Origin of the sequence: Sphingobium sp. C100, from assembly GCF_000508185.1 — a bacterium.
Taxonomy (GTDB): Bacteria; Pseudomonadota; Alphaproteobacteria; order Sphingomonadales; family Sphingomonadaceae; genus Sphingobium.
In genome coordinates, this window is sequence record NZ_AYOY01000079.1 from 1 (window position 1) to 20,472 (window position 20,472).

19 protein-coding genes are annotated in these 20,472 nt (G+C 59.0%); 11 read left to right on the forward strand and 8 right to left on the reverse strand.

The features are described 5' to 3' along the window. Nucleotides 1-68: 68 nt before the first annotated feature. From C100_RS31160 to C100_RS31195, 8 genes are all read right to left on the reverse strand, one after another. A complete protein-coding gene (locus C100_RS31160) occupies nt 69-992 on the reverse strand; it encodes a catechol 2,3-dioxygenase (RefSeq protein ID WP_024018961.1) in 924 nt (307 codons plus the stop codon). 18 nt (nt 993-1,010) lie between these two features. Further along, nucleotides 1,011-1,862, reverse strand: a complete 852-nt coding sequence (locus C100_RS31165) for an alpha/beta fold hydrolase (protein ID WP_008828135.1) — start codon at nt 1,860-1,862, stop codon at nt 1,011-1,013. A 167-nt stretch (nt 1,863-2,029) separates the two neighbouring features. Continuing rightward, entirely contained in the window at nt 2,030-2,635 is a 606-nt protein-coding gene (gene gstA, locus C100_RS31170) for a glutathione transferase GstA (protein WP_008828134.1), read from the reverse strand. 42 nt (nt 2,636-2,677) lie between these two features. Next, nucleotides 2,678-3,166: an aromatic-ring-hydroxylating dioxygenase subunit beta gene (locus C100_RS31175; RefSeq protein WP_008828133.1), complete on the reverse strand. Its 489-nt coding sequence runs from the start codon at nt 3,164-3,166 to the stop codon at nt 2,678-2,680. Then, complete coding sequence (locus C100_RS31180) at nt 3,163-4,443, reverse strand: aromatic ring-hydroxylating dioxygenase subunit alpha (protein WP_008828132.1); 1,281 nt, start codon at nt 4,441-4,443, stop codon at nt 3,163-3,165. Before C100_RS31180 ends, C100_RS31175 begins: the two co-directional genes overlap by 4 nt. A gap of 10 nt (nt 4,444-4,453) precedes the next feature. Then, nucleotides 4,454-5,404, reverse strand: coding sequence for a PdxA family dehydrogenase (locus tag C100_RS31185; RefSeq protein ID WP_008828131.1), 951 nt, complete (start codon nt 5,402-5,404; stop codon nt 4,454-4,456). Between the two features lie 25 nt (nt 5,405-5,429). Then, the gene (locus tag C100_RS31190) at nt 5,430-5,924 is read right to left on the reverse strand and encodes an aromatic-ring-hydroxylating dioxygenase subunit beta (protein ID WP_008828130.1); all 495 of its coding nucleotides are present in this window, start codon (nt 5,922-5,924) and stop codon (nt 5,430-5,432) included. Continuing rightward, nucleotides 5,921-7,339, reverse strand: a complete 1,419-nt coding sequence (locus C100_RS31195; RefSeq protein ID WP_008828129.1) for a Rieske 2Fe-2S domain-containing protein — start codon at nt 7,337-7,339, stop codon at nt 5,921-5,923. The genes C100_RS31190 and C100_RS31195 overlap by 4 nt, the downstream gene beginning before the upstream one ends. A 231-nt stretch (nt 7,340-7,570) precedes the next feature. On the opposite strand from C100_RS31195, the gene bphC reads away from it, so the two are divergent. The 11 genes from bphC to C100_RS31250 all read left to right on the forward strand — a co-directional run bounded on the left by bphC (nt 7,571) and on the right by C100_RS31250 (nt 20,471). After that, complete coding sequence (bphC, locus tag C100_RS31200; RefSeq protein ID WP_008828128.1) at nt 7,571-8,470, forward strand: biphenyl-2,3-diol 1,2-dioxygenase; 900 nt, start codon at nt 7,571-7,573, stop codon at nt 8,468-8,470. A 44-nt stretch (nt 8,471-8,514) separates the two neighbouring features. Further along, nucleotides 8,515-8,841, forward strand: coding sequence for a non-heme iron oxygenase ferredoxin subunit (locus C100_RS31205; RefSeq protein ID WP_008828127.1), 327 nt, complete (start codon nt 8,515-8,517; stop codon nt 8,839-8,841). Beyond that, nucleotides 8,841-9,329, forward strand: coding sequence for an aromatic-ring-hydroxylating dioxygenase subunit beta (locus tag C100_RS31210; protein ID WP_008828126.1), 489 nt, complete (start codon nt 8,841-8,843; stop codon nt 9,327-9,329). The genes C100_RS31205 and C100_RS31210 overlap by 1 nt, the downstream gene beginning before the upstream one ends. A gap of 24 nt (nt 9,330-9,353) precedes the next feature. Then, nucleotides 9,354-10,616 (forward strand): aromatic ring-hydroxylating dioxygenase subunit alpha, encoded by a 1,263-nt coding sequence (locus C100_RS31215; protein ID WP_008828125.1) that lies wholly within the window; start codon nt 9,354-9,356, stop codon nt 10,614-10,616. Beyond that, nucleotides 10,613-11,206: a 2-hydroxychromene-2-carboxylate isomerase gene (locus C100_RS31220; RefSeq protein ID WP_008828124.1), complete on the forward strand. Its 594-nt coding sequence runs from the start codon at nt 10,613-10,615 to the stop codon at nt 11,204-11,206. Before C100_RS31215 ends, C100_RS31220 begins: the two co-directional genes overlap by 4 nt. Before the next feature lie 27 nt (nt 11,207-11,233). Continuing rightward, entirely contained in the window at nt 11,234-13,414 is a 2,181-nt protein-coding gene (locus tag C100_RS31225; RefSeq protein WP_024018963.1) for a TonB-dependent receptor, read from the forward strand. A gap of 27 nt (nt 13,415-13,441) precedes the next feature. Continuing rightward, nucleotides 13,442-15,937 (forward strand): TonB-dependent receptor, encoded by a 2,496-nt coding sequence (locus C100_RS31230; RefSeq protein ID WP_031308877.1) that lies wholly within the window; start codon nt 13,442-13,444, stop codon nt 15,935-15,937. Nucleotides 15,938-16,062: 125 nt separating this feature from the next. Then, entirely contained in the window at nt 16,063-17,535 is a 1,473-nt protein-coding gene (locus tag C100_RS31235; RefSeq protein ID WP_008828121.1) for an NAD-dependent succinate-semialdehyde dehydrogenase, read from the forward strand. 166 nt (nt 17,536-17,701) lie between these two features. After that, nucleotides 17,702-18,307 (forward strand): UbiX family flavin prenyltransferase, encoded by a 606-nt coding sequence (locus tag C100_RS31240; protein ID WP_206377528.1) that lies wholly within the window; start codon nt 17,702-17,704, stop codon nt 18,305-18,307. 2 nt (nt 18,308-18,309) lie between these two features. Beyond that, nucleotides 18,310-18,879, forward strand: a complete 570-nt coding sequence (locus tag C100_RS31245) for a hypothetical protein (RefSeq protein ID WP_008828119.1) — start codon at nt 18,310-18,312, stop codon at nt 18,877-18,879. Continuing rightward, nucleotides 18,876-20,471 (forward strand): FAD-binding oxidoreductase, encoded by a 1,596-nt coding sequence (locus C100_RS31250; protein ID WP_051211397.1) that lies wholly within the window; start codon nt 18,876-18,878, stop codon nt 20,469-20,471. Before C100_RS31245 ends, C100_RS31250 begins: the two co-directional genes overlap by 4 nt. The last annotated feature ends 1 nt before the right edge of the window (nt 20,472 follow it).

Genomic DNA, 20,472 nt, shown 5'->3' on the forward strand with positions numbered 1-20,472 from the left:
GGCGGCAGCCGCTGCCTTGAGCGCCAATTCGTGGCCTACTGTCCGGACCGAAACCACCCCGTCCATGATCAGGTGTTCACCGTCATGAAGCGGTCGTTGAGCGCCTTTTCGTAGTAGAAGATGGCCTTGCCGGCGTTCTCTGCCTGCCACAGGCGCTGCGGATTGTCCGGATAATAAATGTAACCGCCGCTGAAGGTTTCGTTGCGGTTGCCCGAGGGATCGAAGAAGTAGATCGTCTGCCCGCGGGTGATCCCATGACGGGTCGGCCCGATATCCAGCGAAATATCGTAGCGGCTGATGATGTCGGCGGCATGGCCAACATCGTGCCAGGATTCCAGGTTGAACGAGGTATGGTGGATCTTACCGTCTTCGGGATAGCCTAAGAAGGCGACATCGTGTGCTTTGTTGCTGCAGCTAAGAAAGATGCCGAGCCGGGCGCCGCTGGTTTCATCGACCAGTTCCTCGGCGACTGAGAAATCAAGCGCATCGACAAAAATCTTGGCCGAACTGGCTATATCCACGCCGTTGAGCGCACAGTGATCAAAGCGGGTGGCACGCATGCCACGTGGCTCCACGACCCAGACATCGGGGTTCTTGACGGCCGGACCGGTGGCCGACAGCGCCATCTCGGCGTAAAGTTCGAAGACGTGCTGTGTCGGCGTGTTAAACCGAATCTTGCGGCCTACACCGGGATCTTCCCCCGCCGGGATCACGTCGACATGGACACCGATATCGAGCAAGCGCTCGGTAAAATGGTCCAAGTCCGCGTCCTTGGCGACCTTGAAGCCCATCACATCCATGCCCGCCTGATCGGCCTCGCGAAGGATGATACTGTGACGATCGAATTCGTCGAACGCCTGGAAAAAGGCCCGATCCCCCTCGCGATTGACGAAGTTTAGACCAATCCGGTCGCGGTAGTGGATAATGGCCTCGTCCAAGTCCAGAACCCTGAGCTGGACATAGCCAGGACGAATTACACCAGTCAAAGCCATGAAGAATCTCCTCTCCGATCAGGCCTTGAGGCCATGCTTAAAGAACTCGGCAACCATCCGGTTGAAACTTGCCATCCGCTCGATCTGCACCCAGTGTCCGCATTCGGCGAACAGGTGCAGATCGGCCCGCTGCATCAGCGTGGCCAAGCGTACGGTAGAATCGAGCGGGATCACCTGATCGGCAATCCCGTGCAGGATCAAGGTCTCGTGCGCGATTGCGGCGATGTCCTCCTCGCGGCTGGCGAGCATCGCCACGTTGGCCTGGCGGTCGGCGCCGCCGAACGTTGCATGATAGGGTTCATGTGCTTCGGGCCGGGCGCTGGCGACATAGCGCGACTGGATCAGATCCTCCGTCAGGCGGCTGTGATCCCAGGCAAGGTACTTGAGCGATTCGCGCATGGCCTCAACTGACGGCACGTAGCCCCAAACCTTGTCGAGCGCAGGAGTAATCGGAAAGTTGAGCCCTGCAGGCCCCATCAGAACGGCGCGTTCCACCCGATCGGGGTGGGCAATCATGAATGCCAGCGTGATCCCGCCACCGAACGAGTTGCCGACCATCGAAATCTTGTCGATGCCCAATCCGTCGAGAAAACTGGCGAGCTGATCGACCCAGACCTGCTTGTCTTCGATCCGGCCCTTGCTGTCCGAATAGCCGAAACCGAACATGTCGGGCGCGATGACCCGGAAATCCTGAGCAAGAACCGGAATGTTCAGGCGCCAGTTGGCCCATGCAGTCACGCCAGGCCCGGAACCATGAACCAACAGGACCGGATCGCCCTCGCCGACGTCATGATAATTGGTCGAGCTTCCGCCGATGACGAACGAATTGGCGATTTCCGGTCGGCTCGTGTCCAATGTCGCGCTTGCCATGATAGCCAACCAGTCCTTTCCCGCTTCGTTGATTTTGTATCCACATGGTGTCGGGACCGAGTCGGCGAACTGACACCTTACAGTAGCTTTCATTGCACTATTTCAAACGCATTGGCAAATAAAGAATGCGGCGAGGCGGCAGAAATCGCCGCCTCGCGCATGCCCGATCAGACGAGCCCTTCGGCCTTGAGTGCTGCGCCAACCGACGGGCGCTGCGCGATCCGGCCGCAATAAGCACCAAGGTTGGGATAGGCGCTCATGTCGATCCCGACATGGGCCGGCCAGCCCAGCATCACGAACAGATAGATGTCGGCGACGCTGAATTCAGAACCGGCATAGTGTTCCTTGTCCAAAAGTTCCTTGTCCAGCGCACCCAGATGATTCTTGACGGCGGTCGAGGCCGCGAGCTTTGCTTCGTCGCTGCTGCCGGGTGTGAAAAGCGGTACGAACGCCTTGTGGAATTCCGACCCCAGAAAACTCAGTCGGCTGATCAGGCGGTAACGCTCCAACGTGCCATCACGAGGCGCCAGGGCCGCGTCTGGCTTCTGATCGGCGATGTAGAGCAGGATCGCAGGATTTTCAGTCAGGGTTTCGCCACTGTCGAGGGTCAGCGCAGGAACTTTGCCTGACGGATTGACCGTCAGGAAATCGTCTCCGGTCTCTACCTTGCGGGTCGCCAGATCGACCTTCACCGCATCGAACGCCGCACCGGTTTCGCGCAGGGCAATATGCGGTGCGAGCGAGCAGGCACCAGGGCTAATGAACAGCTTCATGGATAGTCTCCTTTTGGGCAAACCAGGAAATGCGGGATCGGCTCAGATCGGGGTCGCCAACAGGGTGGCGATTCGCAGCGTGTCGTAGATGCAGGTCCGGCTCTTCAGACGAACGGTTCCACCGCTAAGATCGAACCAGTCGACATATTTGCCGGCATTGTAGATACGCGTTTCACCATCGTTACGGGTCTGGAAGACGACATAGCTGGCTTCAGCAGAAACCTGGTTGCCTTCCGCGCCGGTGATCACCGCACGCCCGATCAGGTGCCGGTTGAAATGTTCGGGGAAGACGTTTGCCTTGCGCAGCGCGACAACCCGATCCGCCAGCATCCCTTTGCTGTCGCAATACATCACAGCTGCGGGCAAGCCGTTATCGACATTCTCGCGCGCGATCACCTGGTACAGGCAATCGTCAACGAACAGCGTAGGCCATTGCTCGAGCCGGTCATCATCAAGGCAAAGCCCGTAAGCCGCGTTGAAATCGTCGATCGCACTTTGCGCGACTTGCGCTACTTCGGCTGCAACGCTCATGCCCGGCCCTCCGCTGCGAGATCGGCCAAGGCATTGCCCATCAGCCCGAGATAGCCCTTCCAGAACCCGCGCACGGAATTTTCATCCATACCCATCGGGGCGTATGACGGTCGGACATCGTCCCCGCCCATCTCGACAAAGCTGCGCTTGCCTTCGGCACCGATCGTGCCCTGCTGGCACAGTTCGACCGCTTCGCCGTCTTCCATCGAAATCAACCCAGACGGTCCAACCAGGTTGAGGTTGCGAAGGCGGTGGCGAGTCGTTTCATCATCATCGTCGGCATAGCCGAAATAGGTCCAGACCAGCTCGGTCTTGTCGGTCCCGTGGGGCACGATCTGCCTGGTGGCGAGGGTGTTCTGGATCTGCTGGACAACGACAGACGGGAAGATCGACTGGATGTGCAGTCCGACATCATCAGCGATCTCCGGGCGGAATGCCAGCAGGCGCTCGTCCTGCAACTTGGCCTCACCCTGCATCTCGCGGTTGGCCTCGTCACCGAACGAGCCGTAGTCGACATCGCCCTTGGGCTTAGACACGGTAAAGACGGTGTGGTAGCCCTCGTCCGAAACCAGACCCGCGCTTTCCTGGCTCTGGCGGTAGATGCCGAAAGTGGGATAGAACAGGTGCAACAGACCGCCGTGGTAGCTGTCACGACTGTTTTCCGAATAGAGCTTCCAGTTGCCGGCCATGAACTGTCGCGCATAGCCCAGAACCTTGACCGGGCGCTGGAAGACGCGCTGAATGTATTTGCGCATCACTGGACCCAGAAAGTCGTCGAGCGGGGCGATGGTCGGGTTGAAGGTGCCGAACACGAGGCCGCCGAATGTCTCGACCCGCAACCGCTCCAGCGAATGCTCGGCCATATTGAATTCCTTCGAATAGCCGCCCACGCCTTTCAGCCCCCGCCGGAACGGCACGCCGACAAGCGCACCGGTCGCGTCGTAGGCCCACTGGTGATAGACGCAGACGAACGCCCCGTCGGCCTGGTTGCCACGCAGCGAGCGGCACACGGTTGCGCCCTTGTGGGCGCAGCGATTTACCCAGGCATGGATGGTGCCATCGGTTGCCCGCGTCACCACCACCGGAGTATTGCCGACATGGGTCGAACGGAAATCGCCGCTGTTGGCCAGCTCGGCTTCGAGGCCGAGGTAGCACCAGGTCTGTCCGCGAAAGATGTTTTCCTGTTCGGCAGTGAAGATCGCTTGGCTGTGATAGACTGCGTAATCGACCGCAGTCGGCTCCGACCCCGCGGCGACGGGCATGGTTTCGGCGTTCATGGTCTTCTCCCTAAGCTTGTTCGAAACCGCGGCCCGAAGCGAGTCGTCCGCAAGTGCGCATCGCGCTCAGCATCATCGCGGCATCGGCCTTGCCGGTACCGACGATGTCGTAGGCGGTGCCATGGGCCACCGACATGTGCAGGTACGGCGGCCCCATGATGATCACGCTATTGCCCGAAAAGCCCCAGGTCTTGACCGCGATGTGGCCCTGATCGTGGAACATCGCCAGGACCATGTCGTAGCGACCCTCGATGCAGTGGCGGAAGACCGAGTCAGGCGCGATAGGCCCTTCGACATCGATGCCCCTTGCCCGCGCGGCTTCAATCCCAGGCGCAATTTCAAGGCGATCCTCGTCGCCCATGGCATGTGGGTTGAGACCGGCAACCGCGATCCGCGGTTGGGCGATGCCCCACGATTGCATGGCCTCGTGCAGTTGCCCCACCGCCGTGGCGACGAGATCGGCTGAAATGACGTCGATCACTTGCCGCAGCGACATGTGGTCGGTGAGATGCGCAACCCTGAGCGGCCCGGTCAGCAGCACCAGATAGCTTTCGCCCGGGGTCGGGCTGATGACCCTGTCGAGCTTCTTGGCAAGTTTAAGCGAACCAGTGCTGATCGGCCCCATGATCGTGGCGGCGAAAGAACCGTCGCGGGCCAACGCGTCGAGCTCATCCAGCCATTGCGCGGTGGCGTGCCCGGCGGCCTCGGTGTCCTCGCCCAGGGGCAGAACGCCATCGGGCAGCGCGCCGGTATCGATGACGTCGATGATCGCGGGATCGTCGCTGGGTTTTTCGAAGCCGCGCATCACCCGCAGCCGTGCCTTGGTGCCAGTGAAATCGAGCGCCCGCTCTACCGCCGCAGCAGACCCGACCAGCACGGGGATCGAATCCGTGTGTACGGCACCGTCGGCCAGCGCCCTGACAGCCACTTCGGGTCCGATCCCGGCGGGATCACCGATCATCGTCCCCACGACGGGGCGCACCCGCTCAGAGGCTGTAGACATCGGCTACTTCTTGGAACAGATCGGTGACGACAACCGTCTTCTTGCGGCGGATCACGAACGAATCATCCCGAGGTTCGAGATCATAGAAGGCCCACCCGCTGAGAGTGGCGACTTTGCCTTCCAGCACCGAAACCGTGGTCCAAGACGTCCGCGCATGCACCTGGTCATCGCTCTCCTCAGCAGACAGCAGGGAGAACTGGTGAACCGTGCGTGGCTGCGGCGTGCTCGCCGCCGAGCGCCGGGTCCTGATCCGGAACACCCGATCCTCAAGCCCGCCCCGGTTGGGATAGTAGATCAGCGAGACTTCGTTCTGCGGATCCGCAGTCGGCCGTTCGTGATCGTCCCAGGCTGGAACCCAGTATTCCGCCTCTTCGTGATAGAGCGCCAGCCAGGCATCCCAGTCCTTGTCGTCAAGCGCCATGGCTTCCTGACCGATGAAGCGGGAAACCGCCAGCCAGCGCGAATGGAATGCGGTCATCGTGCCTTCTCCAGTGAACGCTCAAGGAAGGCGGCAAGCTCGCTGCACTCGCTGTCGATGGCCTTTTCCATGAGCGTGAGCCATTCGTCATGGATCGCCACATAGAGGCCTTCGTCGGCAACCGCCGGGCTGCTCAGCACCACATTGAAATCGAGCGGCTCGCCGAACTTGCCCGGGCCGGTGTCCCAGCGCGTCGAACCGCGCGACATCTCGTTGTAGCGGCCTTCGCCGGCGCCATACCCGGTCTGGCAGTTGTTGAATTCGGTCAGGTCGTCCGGGGTCGCCATGCCGGTCGAATTGAAGAAATCCTCATACTGACGCAGCCGCAGGGCCCGCGCCTCGGGGCTTTCGCCGACCGGGGCGATGCACACCGTGCTGACTTCGGTCTCATCCAGGGCCAGCGGCTGGATGATGCGGATCTGCGTGCTGGTCTGGTCCATCAGGAAGACGTTGGGAAACAGCTGCAGGTTACGGATGCGCTTGTTCATCCACTTGGCCTTTTCGGCGCCGTAGGACTCTTCGAGCCAGTCGATGATCTCGAAATTGGGGCGATCCATGAAGTTGGCATAGTCGGCCCACAACACCGTGTGTCCGTTGTGGAACGAGAACGACCCGCCATCGCGCGCGGTGAAGCCATTGAAGCTAATCGCCTTGGTTTCGTTCTTCGAAATGCCTTCGACGCGGCGCTGAACCGTCATGAAGTAGTTGGCATGCGTGGTCATGACGTGATAGCCGTCGAGCCCGTTCTCGACCTGCATCTTCCAGTTGCCGTGATAGCGGTAGCGGTTGGTTCCGGGCAAAACTTCCATTGCGCCGGACTTCGACTGGTCCACCAGGATATCGATGAAATCCCGCGCGCCGGCGAGGTGATCGACCAGCGGGACGACATCGGCGGAGAGGCTGGCAAAAATGAAGCCGCGGTAGCTTTCCACCCGGGCGACCGGTTGAAGCCCGAAATCGGCGCGATTGAATGCCTCCGGATAGCCCCCGATGCTCTCATCGGTGACGTCCAGCAGGTCGCCCCCGGACGAGAACGTCCAACCATGAAACGGGCACATGTGGTTGCGCTTGTTGCCGGCCCGCTCGCGGCACAGGCGCGCGCCACGGTGCGAACAGGCATTCACGAAGGCGCCGACATCGCCGGACTTGTCCCGGGTTACAAGGATGGGGACGCGGCCGATTTTCGTGGTGATGAAATCGTTCGGCTTGGAAACCTGGCTCTCGTGCGCGAGGTAGACCCAGTTCCGTTCGAAGATGTACTTCATCTCGAGCTCAAACAGCGCAGCTTCGGTGAAAGCGGCGCGGTCCAGCTGGAAGATCCCGCGCTCGTGATCCTTCTTGAGCCAAGCGCGCATGCGCCCTTTCAAGCCCTGCAAGTCGGCAATCCTGCCGCCGATTTTATCATTGAGTTCCATCGATCCTCTCCCGTTCTGTGCGTCGGGCACCCAATACCATCCGCGAATCAACCGCAGATGGCACACGGTGATTACCTCATCCCATCATTTCGTGCAACGTATTGCACAATGAAAAACGTTCTGGTAGGTAGTGGGTCAGAAATGGCTGAAACCGGCGGCTCGAATCGAAGCAAGGTTGCCAGCAAATCGCAAAATGGCCCTGTTTTGGGGTGAATTGGGAGAGTTTGAACTATGTCGGTCGTCACCGAACTCGGCTATCTTGGTCTTTCCGTTTCCGATCTCGCTGCCTGGCGCGCTTACGCCGCCGAAGTCGCCGGCATGGAAGTCGTCGATGAAGGCGAAGGGGATCGGCTCTATCTGCGGATGGACCTTTGGCATCACCGCATCGTTCTGCACGCTGATGGCAGCGATGACCTGGCCTACATGGGCTGGCGCGTGGCCGGGCCGCAGGAATTCGCCGCGATGCAGGAAAAGCTGAGCGCGGCGGGAATCCCCTTCACCGTGGGCACCGAAGCCGAAGCGCGCGAGCGCCGCGTTCTCGGGCTACTCAAGCTGGCCGATCCGGGCGGCAATCCGACCGAGATCTTCTTCGGCCCCCAGGTCGATACGCACAAGCCGTTTCATCCTGGCCGTCCGATGTTCGGCAAGTTCCTGACCGGATCGCAAGGCGTTGGGCACTGCATTCTGCGCCAGGACGATGTCGAGGCGGCGGCTCGTTTCTATGAACTGCTGGGTCTGCGCGGTTCAGTCGAATACCACCTTCATCTGCCGAACGGCATGGTTGCCCAGCCCTACTTCATGCACTGCAACGAACGACAGCATTCTGTTGCTTTCGGTCTTGGGCCGATGGAAAAGCGCATCAATCACCTGATGTTCGAATACACCGAACTCGATGATCTCGGCATGGCCCATGACGTTGTGCGTGCGAAGAAGATTGACGTCGCGCTCCAGTTGGGCAAGCACGCCAACGACCAGGCCCTGACGTTTTACTGCGCTAACCCGTCGGGTTGGCTGTGGGAATTTGGCTGGGGTGCGCGCCAGGCGCCGAGCCAGCAGGAATACTACACCCGTGACATCTTCGGTCATGGCAACGAGGCTGCTGGTTACGGAATGGACGTTCCGCTGCTGTGACAATCTTCGTGTAAATCAATTCTTGACAGGAAAACAACCCCATCATGTCGAACCAATTGCGCCTTTGTGAAGTTGCCGGCGTAAAAGACGGCGAGCCGGTCGCGGCGTTCGCCGAAGGAATGCCCGCCCTCGCAGTATATAATGTTGATGGCGAGATTTTCGTTACCGACAATCTTTGCACTCACGGCAATGCCATGCTGACCGACGGATATCAGGATGGCGACATCATCGAGTGTCCGTTCCATGGCGGCTCGTTCGACATCAAGACCGGCGCAGCCAAGGCCTTTCCCTGCCAAGTGGCGATCGCGTCCTATCCAGTCGAAATCGAGGATGGTTGGGTCTGCATCACGAAGCCCGAAGGAGCAGCCTGATGGGCCTTCCCACCCTTGAGCAGATGCAGTTTCAGCATGCCGCTGCGCAACTTAATGCGCTTCATGCGGAACTGATCGATGACGACCGGTTGGAAGAATGGCCTAACCTGTTTGAAGAAAAGTGCCAGTACAGTGTGATCTCAGCGGAGAACCACAATCGTTCGCTGAACCTGGCTGCGGTGTTCTGCGACAGCCGCGGCATGCTGGTCGATCGCATCGTCTCTTTGCGCCGCGCCAATATCTTTCCCGCGCACAGCTACCGGCATATTCTCGGTCCGACCCGCGTGAAGTCGACCAGCGGGCAGATCGTCACCACACAGACCAACTATGTGGTCCTGATGACGCGCAACGACGGTCAGACGTCGATCTACAATTCCGGAAAATATGTCGATCAAATCGACGTTTCCGGCGCTGGCTCGCGCTTCCTTTCCAAGACCGCAATCTTCGACACCCACCTCATCGATACGATGATGGTCCGCCCGATCTAGCTGCAAAGTTGAAAGCACCCAATCATGTCCATTGCCCAGCAACAAGACACCTTGGATCAAGCCCCGTCCACTGCCGGATGCCGGGTTCCGTACCGCGTTTTCACCGATCGCCAGTACTATGATCGCGAACAGGAGAAAATTTTTAAGGGTGACTGCTGGTCCTTCGTCGGACTTGAAGCTGAAGTTCCGAAGGCAGGTGATTTCAAATCGACCTTCGTGGGCGAAACGCCGGTGATCCTCACGCGCGACAGCGACGGCTCGGTGCATGTCGTGGTCAATCGCTGCGCCCATCGCGGTGCCCTGGTCTGCCGCGAAATGCGCGGCAACCGCTCAAGTCTGGAATGCGTCTACCACCAGTGGGCCTACGACCTGAAGGGTAAGCTGATCGGCGTGCCCTTCCGCCGCGGCCTCAAGGGGCAAGGCGGGATGCCTGGCGATTTTGACATGAGCCAGCACAATCTGAGACAGTTACGCACCGAATCGGTCAACGGTCTGGTCTTCGCTTCTTTCTCCGAAACGGTTGAATCCTGCCGTGATTTCCTCGGTCCGATCGTGGTCGAGCAGATCGAGCGGATCATGTGCAAACCCGTCACCGTTCTGGGCGACCAGCGCCAGCGCATCCGCGGGAATTGGAAGCTTTACGCGGAGAACACCCGCGATCCCTACCACGCGAGCCTGCTGCACCTATTCCACAACACGTTCGGTCTGTATCGCTCAACCCAGACCGGTAAGGCGCTTATGGATGCCAACAAACGCCACTCGCTGCTCTATTCGATCGCGGCCAGCAACGACGATGCCGCCGACAAGCAGGCCTACGGCGATTCCCGCACCTTCGACACCGAATTCAAGCTGCAGGACATGTCGCTGCTGAAAGGTCGGCAGGAGTTCGCGGACAATGTCACTCTGGTGATCCTCGCGGTCTACCCCAACCTCGTCCTCCAGCAGATCCAGAACACGCTCGCCGTACGCCAGACCGTGACTTACGGCCCAGACGAATTCGAATTGGTCTGGACCCATTTCGGCTACCAGGACGACGACGAGGAAATGCAGGCCATCCGGCTAAAACAGGCTAACCTGATCGGACCTGCAGGACTCATTTCGATGGAAGACGGCGAAGCGGTGGAAATCGTCCAGAACGCCATCGTCGGCGAGGCAAGCGCGACGTCCTACATCGCGATGGGTGGCGGTCGAGCCGAGGATGCCGACCATCTCGTCACCGAGGGCGCGATCATCGGGTTCTGGGACAATTATCGCAAAATGGTCGGCTTTGAGGTGGAACCGGCATGACCCGCACGATCGACTTCTACTTCGATTTCATCAGCCCGTTCAGCTACCTTGCCCAGCTCAAGCTGCCGGAGATCGCGCGGGCAGCGGGAAGCACGGTGGAATACTGGCCGATTGACATTCCTGAAGCCAAAATTGCCGCCGGCAACTATGGCCCGTCCAATCGCGAAGTCTTGCCCAAGATCAAGGTCATGAAGGCAGACCTTGAGCGCTGGGCCGAACGTTATGGGGTGCCCCTCACCTTCCCGGCGAGCTTCGCTTGCGCAGACTGGAATTGCGCGGTGCTGTTCGCCCGCGAGCACGGTAAGGCCGAGGCATTTGTGACCGATGCCTACCGCCGGATCTGGGGCCAGGGGATCGATCCGGGCGACCGCAACGAGCTGGCCGCATGCGCCAAAGCAGCGGGTCTCGACGCTGAGGCGCTGATTGCCTTCGTTGAATCGCCGACTGGCCAGAACGAATATCGCAAGGCCCGGAGCCAGGCGATCCAGCGCGGCGTGTACGGTGCGCCGCTGATGTTCGTTGACGACCAGGTTTTCTGGGGGAATGACCGATTGGATTTTCTTGCCGAGTATTTGAACAAGTCAAAATAAAAAATTCGATTACACAAGGGGGGATGCATGAAAAGGTATGATTGCTTTTTTGTCGCCTTGTTGGGAGTGACCGCGCTGACGCCGCAGATGGCCTTAGCACAAGACTTCACAAGCGAAACGGACGAATCCCAGCCTGCCAGCACGGGTCTAGGTGACATTATCGTCACCGCCACTCGGCACGAGGCCAAGCTGCAAACCGTGCCGGTTGCAGTTACTGCGGTTACCGGCGATGCTCTTGCTTCCGCCGATGTTTCAACGGTCCGCTCCCTCACTCAGGTTGTGCCAGGCTTCATCGGCAGCCGTAATATGGGTGTCTTCCAGCCGGTCGTACGCGGCGTCGGCTCAACCGGCATTTCGGTTGGTGATGAACCCAATATCGCAACCTACGTCGACGGCGTCTACCAACCGGAATCGGCCGCCAACTGGATCGACCTGGTCGAGGTCGAGCGGGTCGAGGTGCTGCGCGGGCCGCAGGGCACGACCTTCGGTCGCAATGCCACCGGCGGACTGATCAACGTCATCACCCCCGATCCCAGCTTCGACTTCCGCGGCAAGGCTTCGCTGCGCTTGGGCCGGATGAGGCGCGATGCCGGCGATTACGACGCCCGGCTCTATTTTACCGGGCCAATGGGCGACAAGGTCGCGGCTGACTTTGCCGCGCTTTTCCGCAAAAACGACGGATACATCGACGATCTGGTCCGTGGAGGCACTCTGGGCAACCAGCGCGTCATCGACCTGCGCAGCAAGTTGCTGTTCAAGCCGACCGACAATTTCAAGGTTGTTCTGACCGGGGAATACTTCAACCAGGAAAGCACCACCAATTCGCCGCAGCCGCTGGATGGCAACACCGCAGGCAACAATTGGCCGGGCGTGATCGTACCGACCCGTGCCTGGCAGGCCTCGTTGACCGAGGTGCCGTTGCTCAACCTCACACGTTGGAGCGCGGCACTGCACACCCGGCTCGATCTGGGTAGCGTCCTGCTTGAAACCACCACCGGTTTTCTCAACCTGCGCTGGCGGCAGACGACCGATGGCGATGCCTCGAACATAAAGCTGTCGAACTTTCCGGCAGTGTTTGAATCGGAGTCGGGCAGTCAGGAAATCAAGCTGAGTTCGGCCAATCCCGGCCGCTTCCAGTGGCTGGTCGGCGGGTACTTCTACCAGTTCGGCGGTGGTGCCCCGGTCCTCGAGCCTTGGACCACCACCAACCCAGCTCTGCCCTTGGCAGGGCCGTCGTTGACACCCAAGCTTGATGGACGCTCATTCGCGGTCTTTGCCGAAGGCACCTATGAGGTTCAGCCGAACCTGTTCATCACGCTCGGCGGCCGATACACTACCGAGACGCGCTGGTTTAGCCAAAGTAACAATGGCGTATTGCTGGTCAATGACGTTTCAAAAACGTTCAAAAAGTTTAACTACAAAGTCGGTATCCGTTATGAGGTGACCGACAAGACTAACGTCTACGCCACCTACAGCACCGCGTTCAAGAGCGGGGTATACAACATGGCGGGAATCAGCGGCACCCCGGTCAATCCGGAGAACATCAAGGCGGCTGAATTCGGGATCAAGTCCGATCCATTGGAATGGCTGCGCACCAACCTTGCCGCCTATTATTACGACTACAAGGGCCTCCAACTTCAGTCGAAGGCTCCGACCGGTCCCGGATACATCCTGCAGAATGCAGCCAACGCCGAAATCTATGGCGGCGAGTTTGAGACCATCATCAATCCGGTCCGCGACCTAAGGCTGCGTGCGGCGGTTGCCTATACCCATGCCCGCTACAAGGATTTCCCCAACGCCCAGGGCTTTACGCCGATCGTGAATGGCAACGGCAACTACGCCGGCAACGTGGCTGCTCCCTACGATGCTTCAGGCAAGGTCATGACCCGGGCGCCTGAATGGTCGGGCAATGTGGGGTTTGATTGGAGCCATGACGTCGGCAACGGGCGCGTCACTCTGGCCGGAAATCTGCTGTGGAGTTCCAGGGTATACTACGACTTCGCCAACATATTCTCGCAGCGCCCCTACACCCTGTCTAACCTCTCGATCAATTGGCAGCCTGGAAGCGAAGCCTTCAAGGTCGGCCTGTGGGTGACGAACCTGACCAACGAGAAGGTGCTGCAAACCGTGCGCCCCGGAACGTTGGGAACCGACGGGTTCTATGAACAACCTCGTAAGATTGGAATAACTATAGAAACGAAAATTTAAACAATAACTTTAATCAAGGAGGATGCCATGAAGAAAATTAATCATCCAAAAATAAAAAATCTACTGCTGTCGAACGCGCCCCCGATGCTCGCGCTCTTACTGCTAGCGCCGACCCATGTGTATGCACAAGACAGATCGGATAGTAACCCACAATCCGAGACAGCAGTTTCAGGACTTGGTGATATTATTGTTACAGCTCGGAAACGCTCTGAAAATCTGCAGGAAACACCCATCGCGATCACGGCGATGACTGGTGAGATGCTCGAAGAAAAGCAGATCGTCAACGTAGCGGAAGTTGCCAAGTTCGCTCCCAATGTCAACATTTCGCCGGTTGCTAACATCTCGGGTTCGAGTGCCTCGATTACCGCTTTCATCCGCGGCGTCGGACAGACCGACTTCAACATCACTGTCGATCCCGGCGTTGGCGTCTATGTAGATGGCGTATATGTCGCGCGTTCCGTCGGAGCGCTACTCGACATGGCAGACGTTTCAAGCGTCCAGGTCTTGCGCGGTCCGCAGGGTACGCTGTTTGGCAAGAACACGATCGGCGGAGCGATCGTGGTCAATTCGGTTGAGCCGCAGAAGGATTTCGACCTGAAGCTCGAAGCGGCAACCGGCCGGTTCAATCGCGCCGATTTCAAGGGCATTATCAATGTACCGCTGAACGACAACCTAGCGATGCGGGCTGTTGCTTCCTATGAAACGCGCGACGGCTATCAGAAACGTCTGTTCGATGGCGGTCGCCAGGGTAACAAAGATAGCTTTGGTGGGCGTGTCGCCTTTAAATGGGAACCGACAGACAAACTCACGGTCAATCTCAGTGGGGACATCAACATCCGCCGGGAGGAGATGGCCGCATCTACTTTAGTTAACCTTTTTGAATCGCCCAACCTGCTTCAGATCGTCAATTGGAATGGGCGGACCTTAGCATTCCCAAGCTCTACATATGCATGGAACAAGCTACAGGGGGGGGCCGGTGTTTGTGGCGCGGACGGTCAGCTTGCCCCAGTCAACAATCCCCTGTGTGCAACTACCCAATGGGTAACTGGCAATATCGACTCGACTTGGTCGGGCACGAAAAACCAGTCGGATTTCGATTTGTGGGGCACCAACCTGACACTCGACTATGATTTCGGTGGCATTAACCTCAAATCAATCAGCGCCTATCGCGACCAAAAGGCAACAATCCAGTTCGACTTTGATGGCACGCCCCATCCCTATCTGCAGCTGACCAACAATATCGACTTATGGCAGGCATCACAGGAGTTGCAGCTGACCGGCAGTTTGTTGAACGACCGGTTAAAGTTTGTGCTCGGCGGATACTATCTGAAAGAAAAAGGACAGGACAAGAATGATCTGCGCTTCGGGTTTGCGGATTTCTTCAGTGGTGGCAAGATTGACAACGACAGCTATGCCGCTTACCTGCAGGCCACTTTCAAGGTAACCGACCGATTTTCCATAACACCGGGAATTCGTTACACGGACGAAACAAAGCGTTTTGACCCGTCGTTCCAGACTATTAACCGTGATTACACGGCACCTCTCGGGCAGGCAGGAATTCTTCCCTATCCAGATGGTGTATTCATCGCTTTCAGCCAATGCGTTACTGGCCAACCCACGCCATTGCTAGTGACCGACCCAGCCAGCCCACTATTTGGTTTCCCACTACCTGGTGGATGCGCTCCTGCCGCCACCAACCCTGGCGGAAACCACACGATGCCGGCTGTTCAAGTTGCTGTAAAGGCGAAGGAGTGGACACCGGCAATTTCAATGGACTATAAGATTAGCGATGATGTTCTCGCATATGCATCATATTCTAAAGGCTTCAAAAACGGCGGATTTACTCAACGAATATTTCCTGCTGAGCAAGTTGCCCCTTCTTTCACTCCTGAATTTGTAGAATCTTATGAGATAGGTCTTAAAACAGAGATTTTTGATCGTCGACTTCGCGTTAATATCGCTGCGTTTCTTTCCGACTACAGCGACATCCAAGTTGTTGTAAACGAAGGCATCGCGCCTAGGGCGCGCAATGCTGGCACTGGTCGAATTAAGGGCTTCGAGATTGAAGGCGAAGCAGCTCCTGCCGATTGGTTGCGACTGACATTCGGTGTTGGTTATCTGGATGCTTATTTTCGTGAAATCGATCCGGCGGCATTCCCGATAGGCCTCAATTCGAAGTTTGCCTTCGTGCCGGAGTGGACTGGCTCGGCTTCTTTCAACGCCGATGTTTATCGAGGAGACAGGGGCAAGCTGACTCTTCGTGGCGATTGGTCGTACCAGAGCACAACGTACAAAGATGCGCTAAACAGTTCTGAATTAAAGCAGCCTGGCTATAGCGTATTCGGCGCAAGCGCATCATTTACTGAGAGTAGCGAGCATTTTACAGTGACAGCTGGTGTAACTAACCTGACCGATAAGCGGTATATTCAGGGCGGATATGTCGACCGTGACGTCGCGGGGACAGCGCTGGCAACTTACTCACGTCCGCGTGAATGGTTCCTTAAGCTGGCCTACAAGTACTAACGCAAGAGCAGAGGGCGGCGGTTCGCTGCCGTCCTCACCGTTTCGGACGTGCTTGCTTCGGAAGCACCGCCTAACCGACCAACATCCGCTTGGCATCTGGTCCTGCGGCCACAGGAGTTCAGACATTGGCTGTCACAATCCCTCCACTCCACCGCAGCGATTTTCTGACCAACCAGTCGATCATCAACGGGAAATCAGTAGAAGCCAGCTCCACCTTTGATGTCACGAACCCCGCCACCGGCAAGACGCTCGCAACAGTTGGCCTACTGGGCGAAGCCGAAACTCGCCAGGCGATCGAAAGCAATTCCCGCACCTATGCCGATTGGCGAAAGCGATCCGCGCAAGAGCGTGTCCGACTGCTGCAGGGCTGGCTAGCACTGGTCCAGCTGCATCGCGAGGATCTGGCCCTGCTGATGACCGCCGAACAGGGCAAACCGCTGGCCGAAGCGCTGGGCGAGGTCGATTACGCCGCAAGCTTCATCCAGTGGTTCGCCGAAGAGGCGCGCCGTGTCTATGGCGAGGTCATTCCGGCCAGTTCCGAGCGGCGGATTATCGTGATCCGTCAGCCGGTCGGCGTGGCTGGCGCCATTACGCCGTGGAACTTTCCCGCCGCGATGATCACCCGCAAGGTCGCGCCTGCACTGGCGGCGGGCTGCACCGTGACCCTCAAACCGTCCGAACTCACCCCGCTGACCGCTTGCGCTCTGGCAAAGCTCGCTCTCGAAGCGGGCATTCCGCCCGGCGTGTTCAACGTGGTCTGCGGGGATGCACCCGCGATCGGATCGGTCCTGACCAGCCATCCCGATGTCACCAAGTTCACTTTCACCGGTTCGACCGCGGTTGGCAAGCTGCTGACTGCGCAATGCGCCACCACCCTGAAACGGGTTTCGATGGAACTGGGCGGCAATGCCCCGCTGCTAGTGTTCGACGATGCCGATCTCGATCAGGCGGTCGAGGGGGTGATCGCATCGAAATTCCGTAACACCGGACAGACCTGCGTTTGCGCCAACCGGATCCTGGTGCAGAGCGGCATTCATGACCGCTTCGTCGAGGCGCTGGCCGCCAGGGTCTCCGCGTTCCGGGTCGGCAACGGCCTTGAAGGTGCAACCGACCAGGGACCGTTAATCACCGCATCAGCCTTGGCCAAGGTTCACGGGCATGTCGCCGACGCCGTGGCGCAAGGTGCCCAGCTGGTCACAGGCGGCAAGGGACACGAGGCCGGAGAGCTGTTCTTCCAACCAACTGTTCTGACCGGAGCGAGCCCGGCGATGCGGCTAGCGGACGAGGAGACTTTCGGGCCGGTTGCCCCGGTGTTCCGTTTCGAAACCGAGGTCGAAGCGCTAACGCTTGCCAACGCCACGCGCTCGGGGCTGGCGGCCTATGCCTTCACCCGCGACATTGACCGCGCCTGGCGGGTTTCCGAAGGACTTGAGACCGGGATGGTCGGCTTAAACAGCGGCATCGTCTCGACCGAGACCGCACCGTTTGGCGGCATCAAGGAATCGGGACTTGGCCGAGAAGGTTCGCGACACGGTATTGAAGAATTCTTGGAGATGAAGACCATCAGTGTTGGGGTCCGGAACGAGAGTCCGGTGTAAGCGGAATGCGGTCCCGAGGAGTCAAGATTTTCGTTGCTCAATGCGGAATGCATTGTATGATGTCGGCAAAAGAGTGGGAGACGGAATTCAGCATGCCCTTCAGGGTTAGGCCTTATGCTACCTTGACCGCCCAGAACGCGCAGGAAAGTGTCCTGCCGTGAAGCGCATGGTCGTGGGGATGACCGGCGCAACCGGCTCGGTCTATGGCCTTCGCCTGCTTGAGCTACTGCGCGAGACGGGCGGTTGGGAAACCCATCTGGTGATGTCTCCGGCGGCGCTGCTCAACATTCGCGAGGAACTGCCCGAAGGCAAGGCCCGGCTCGAAGCACTGGCCGATGTGGTGCACAACGTCCGCAACGTCGGCGCCTCGATCGCCAGCGGTTCGTTCGTGTGCGAAGGCATGGCGATCGCGCCCTGTTCGATGCGCACGCTGGGCGCGGTGGCGCACGCCCTGTCCGACAACCTTATCACCCGTGCGGCCGACGTGATGCTGAAGGAACGGCGCCGCCTTGTGATGATCACCCGCGAAACGCCGCTCAACCTGGCGCACCTGCGCAACATGACGGCCTGCACCGAAATGGGGGCGATGATCTTCCCCCCGGTGCCGGCTTTCTATGCGCGGCCGACCTCGCTGGCCGACGTGGTCGATCACAGCTGCATGCGGGTACTGGATCTGTTCGGGCTTCATTTGAAGTCGGAGAAACGCTGGCAAGGCCTTAGCAAAGAGGCGGCAAGCCTTGTTTCGGGTGCTGGGCAAATGGAAGGGAATTGAGAATGGCGTGGGATGTCAGCCGTCGCACCGTCGTGAGCGGTGGCGCCGTGGGTGCTGTCGTTGCCGGTCTGGGAATCGGCCGCAGCGCTTTTGCTCAGCGGCCGCGCAAGATCATCGTCATCGAAGAGACGCACGTTCCCGAAAGTCGACTATTTGCCGAAACCTTTATCAATTCGGGGCGCGCAGCGCAGGTTGTCCGGATCGACCGGAGCTTCAACGGCCTGCTGCATGAACTTGAAGCGGTTGAAGGCGTGCTGGTCGGCCTTACTTCCGATCCCGCGGCGATGATCGCCGGGCAGATCCTTGTGGCCGGCGGCGCCCGCCCGCTACTGCAGTGGACCCATCAATACCGCAAGCTGCGCTGGGAACACCAGACTGTCGGCGCGCCAACGCTGCTTGCGCGGGCCAGCGTCGGCTGGCCCAGCGTTCTTGCCCACCACATGCAGGATGCGCTCGTCGGCGATCGCCAGGATGCCGAACTGCGGTGCCAGTCAGGACATTGCGGCCTCGGTGGCAAGAGCCCCGGCATGCTGGTTTCATGGGCATTCGAAGTGGGAGTACAGCAGTCGTGAGTACGCGCATGCCACAAGGGGTCGACGCCGCAACCTTTACCAAGGCTCTGGACGAATTAGCGGCTATCGTCGGCAAGGAATGGGTCTTCGTCGATGAACTGCCGCTGTCGGCCTATCGCGACGCCTATTCACCGCTGGCCGATGGCGAGATGCTGCCCTCGGCTGCCGTGGCACCGGCCAACATGGAACAGATTCAGCAGGCGCTGAAGGTATTCAACGCTTACAAGCTGCCGATCTGGACATTCGGCAACGGCCGCAATTTCGCTTATGGTGGCCCGGCCCCGCGCCAGTCCGGTTATGTCATGTTCGACCTCAAGCGGATGAACCGCATTCTCGAAGTCAACGAGAAATACGGCTATGCGCTGGTCGAACCAGGCGTGTCCTATTTTCAGCTTCACCGCCATCTGCGCAAGATCGGCAGCAAGCTTTGGGTCGATCCTGCGGCACCAGGTTGGGGCGGCGTCATGGGCAACGCGCTTGAACATGGCGCGGGTTACACCCCCTACGGCGATCACTTCGTCATGCAGTGCGGCATGGAAGTGGTCCTTGCCGACGGTAAGGTCGTCCGCACCGGTCAGGGCGCGATCGAGGGGTCGCAGCATTGGCAATCCACCAAGCATGCCGCCGGTCCGCATTTTGATGGCATGTTCACCCAGTCCAATTTCGGCATTGTGACCAAGATGGGTATCTGGTTGATGCCCGAACCGCCGGGCTACAAGCCGTTCATGATCACTTACGAGCGCGAGGAAGACCTTGCCGCAATCTTCGATGCGGTGCTGCCGCTGAAAATCAACCAGGTTATCCCGAACGCCGCTGTGGCGGTCGATCTGTTGTGGGAAGTGTCCGCCAAGACCACGCGTCGCCATTACTTCGACGGCAAGGGCCCTATCCCGGATTCGATCCGCAAAAAGATCGCGTCGGATCATGGGTTAGGCATGTGGAACTTCTACGCAGCGCTCTATGGCCCGCCACCGATCATCGAGAACAACTGGAAGCTCGTCGAGGCAGCGATGATGAGCATTCCGGGTGCCAAACTGCACCTTGACCGCGAGAACGACCCCGCCTGGGACTATCGCGTCCAGCTGATGCGCGGTGAACCCAACATGACCGAGTTCAGCATCATGAACTGGATCGGCGGCGGCGGGCACATCAACTTTTCGCCAATCTCGGCACCCGACGGCAAGGAAGCGCTGAGCCAATACAACTTGATCAAGCAACGCTGCCACGATTTCGGGTTCGACTATATCGGCGAATTCCTGGTCGGCTGGCGCGACATGCACCACATCCTGATGATCATGTACGATCGCGCCGACGACGGCATGCGCAAGAGCGCCTATGACCTGTTCGGCAAGCTGGTAGACGAGGCAGCCGGTGCGGGCTTCGGCGAATACCGCACCCACCTCGCCTTCATGGACCAGATCGCCAAGACCTATAAGCACAACGATGGGGCGCTGTGGGACCTGCACCACCGTCTCAAGGACGTGCTAGACCCCAACGGCATCCTCTCCCCCGGCAAGCAGGGGATATGGCCCCAGGCGATGCGCAACCAAGCGCAATCACACGGCCGGCTGAACAAAGACTTCAAGGATTGAC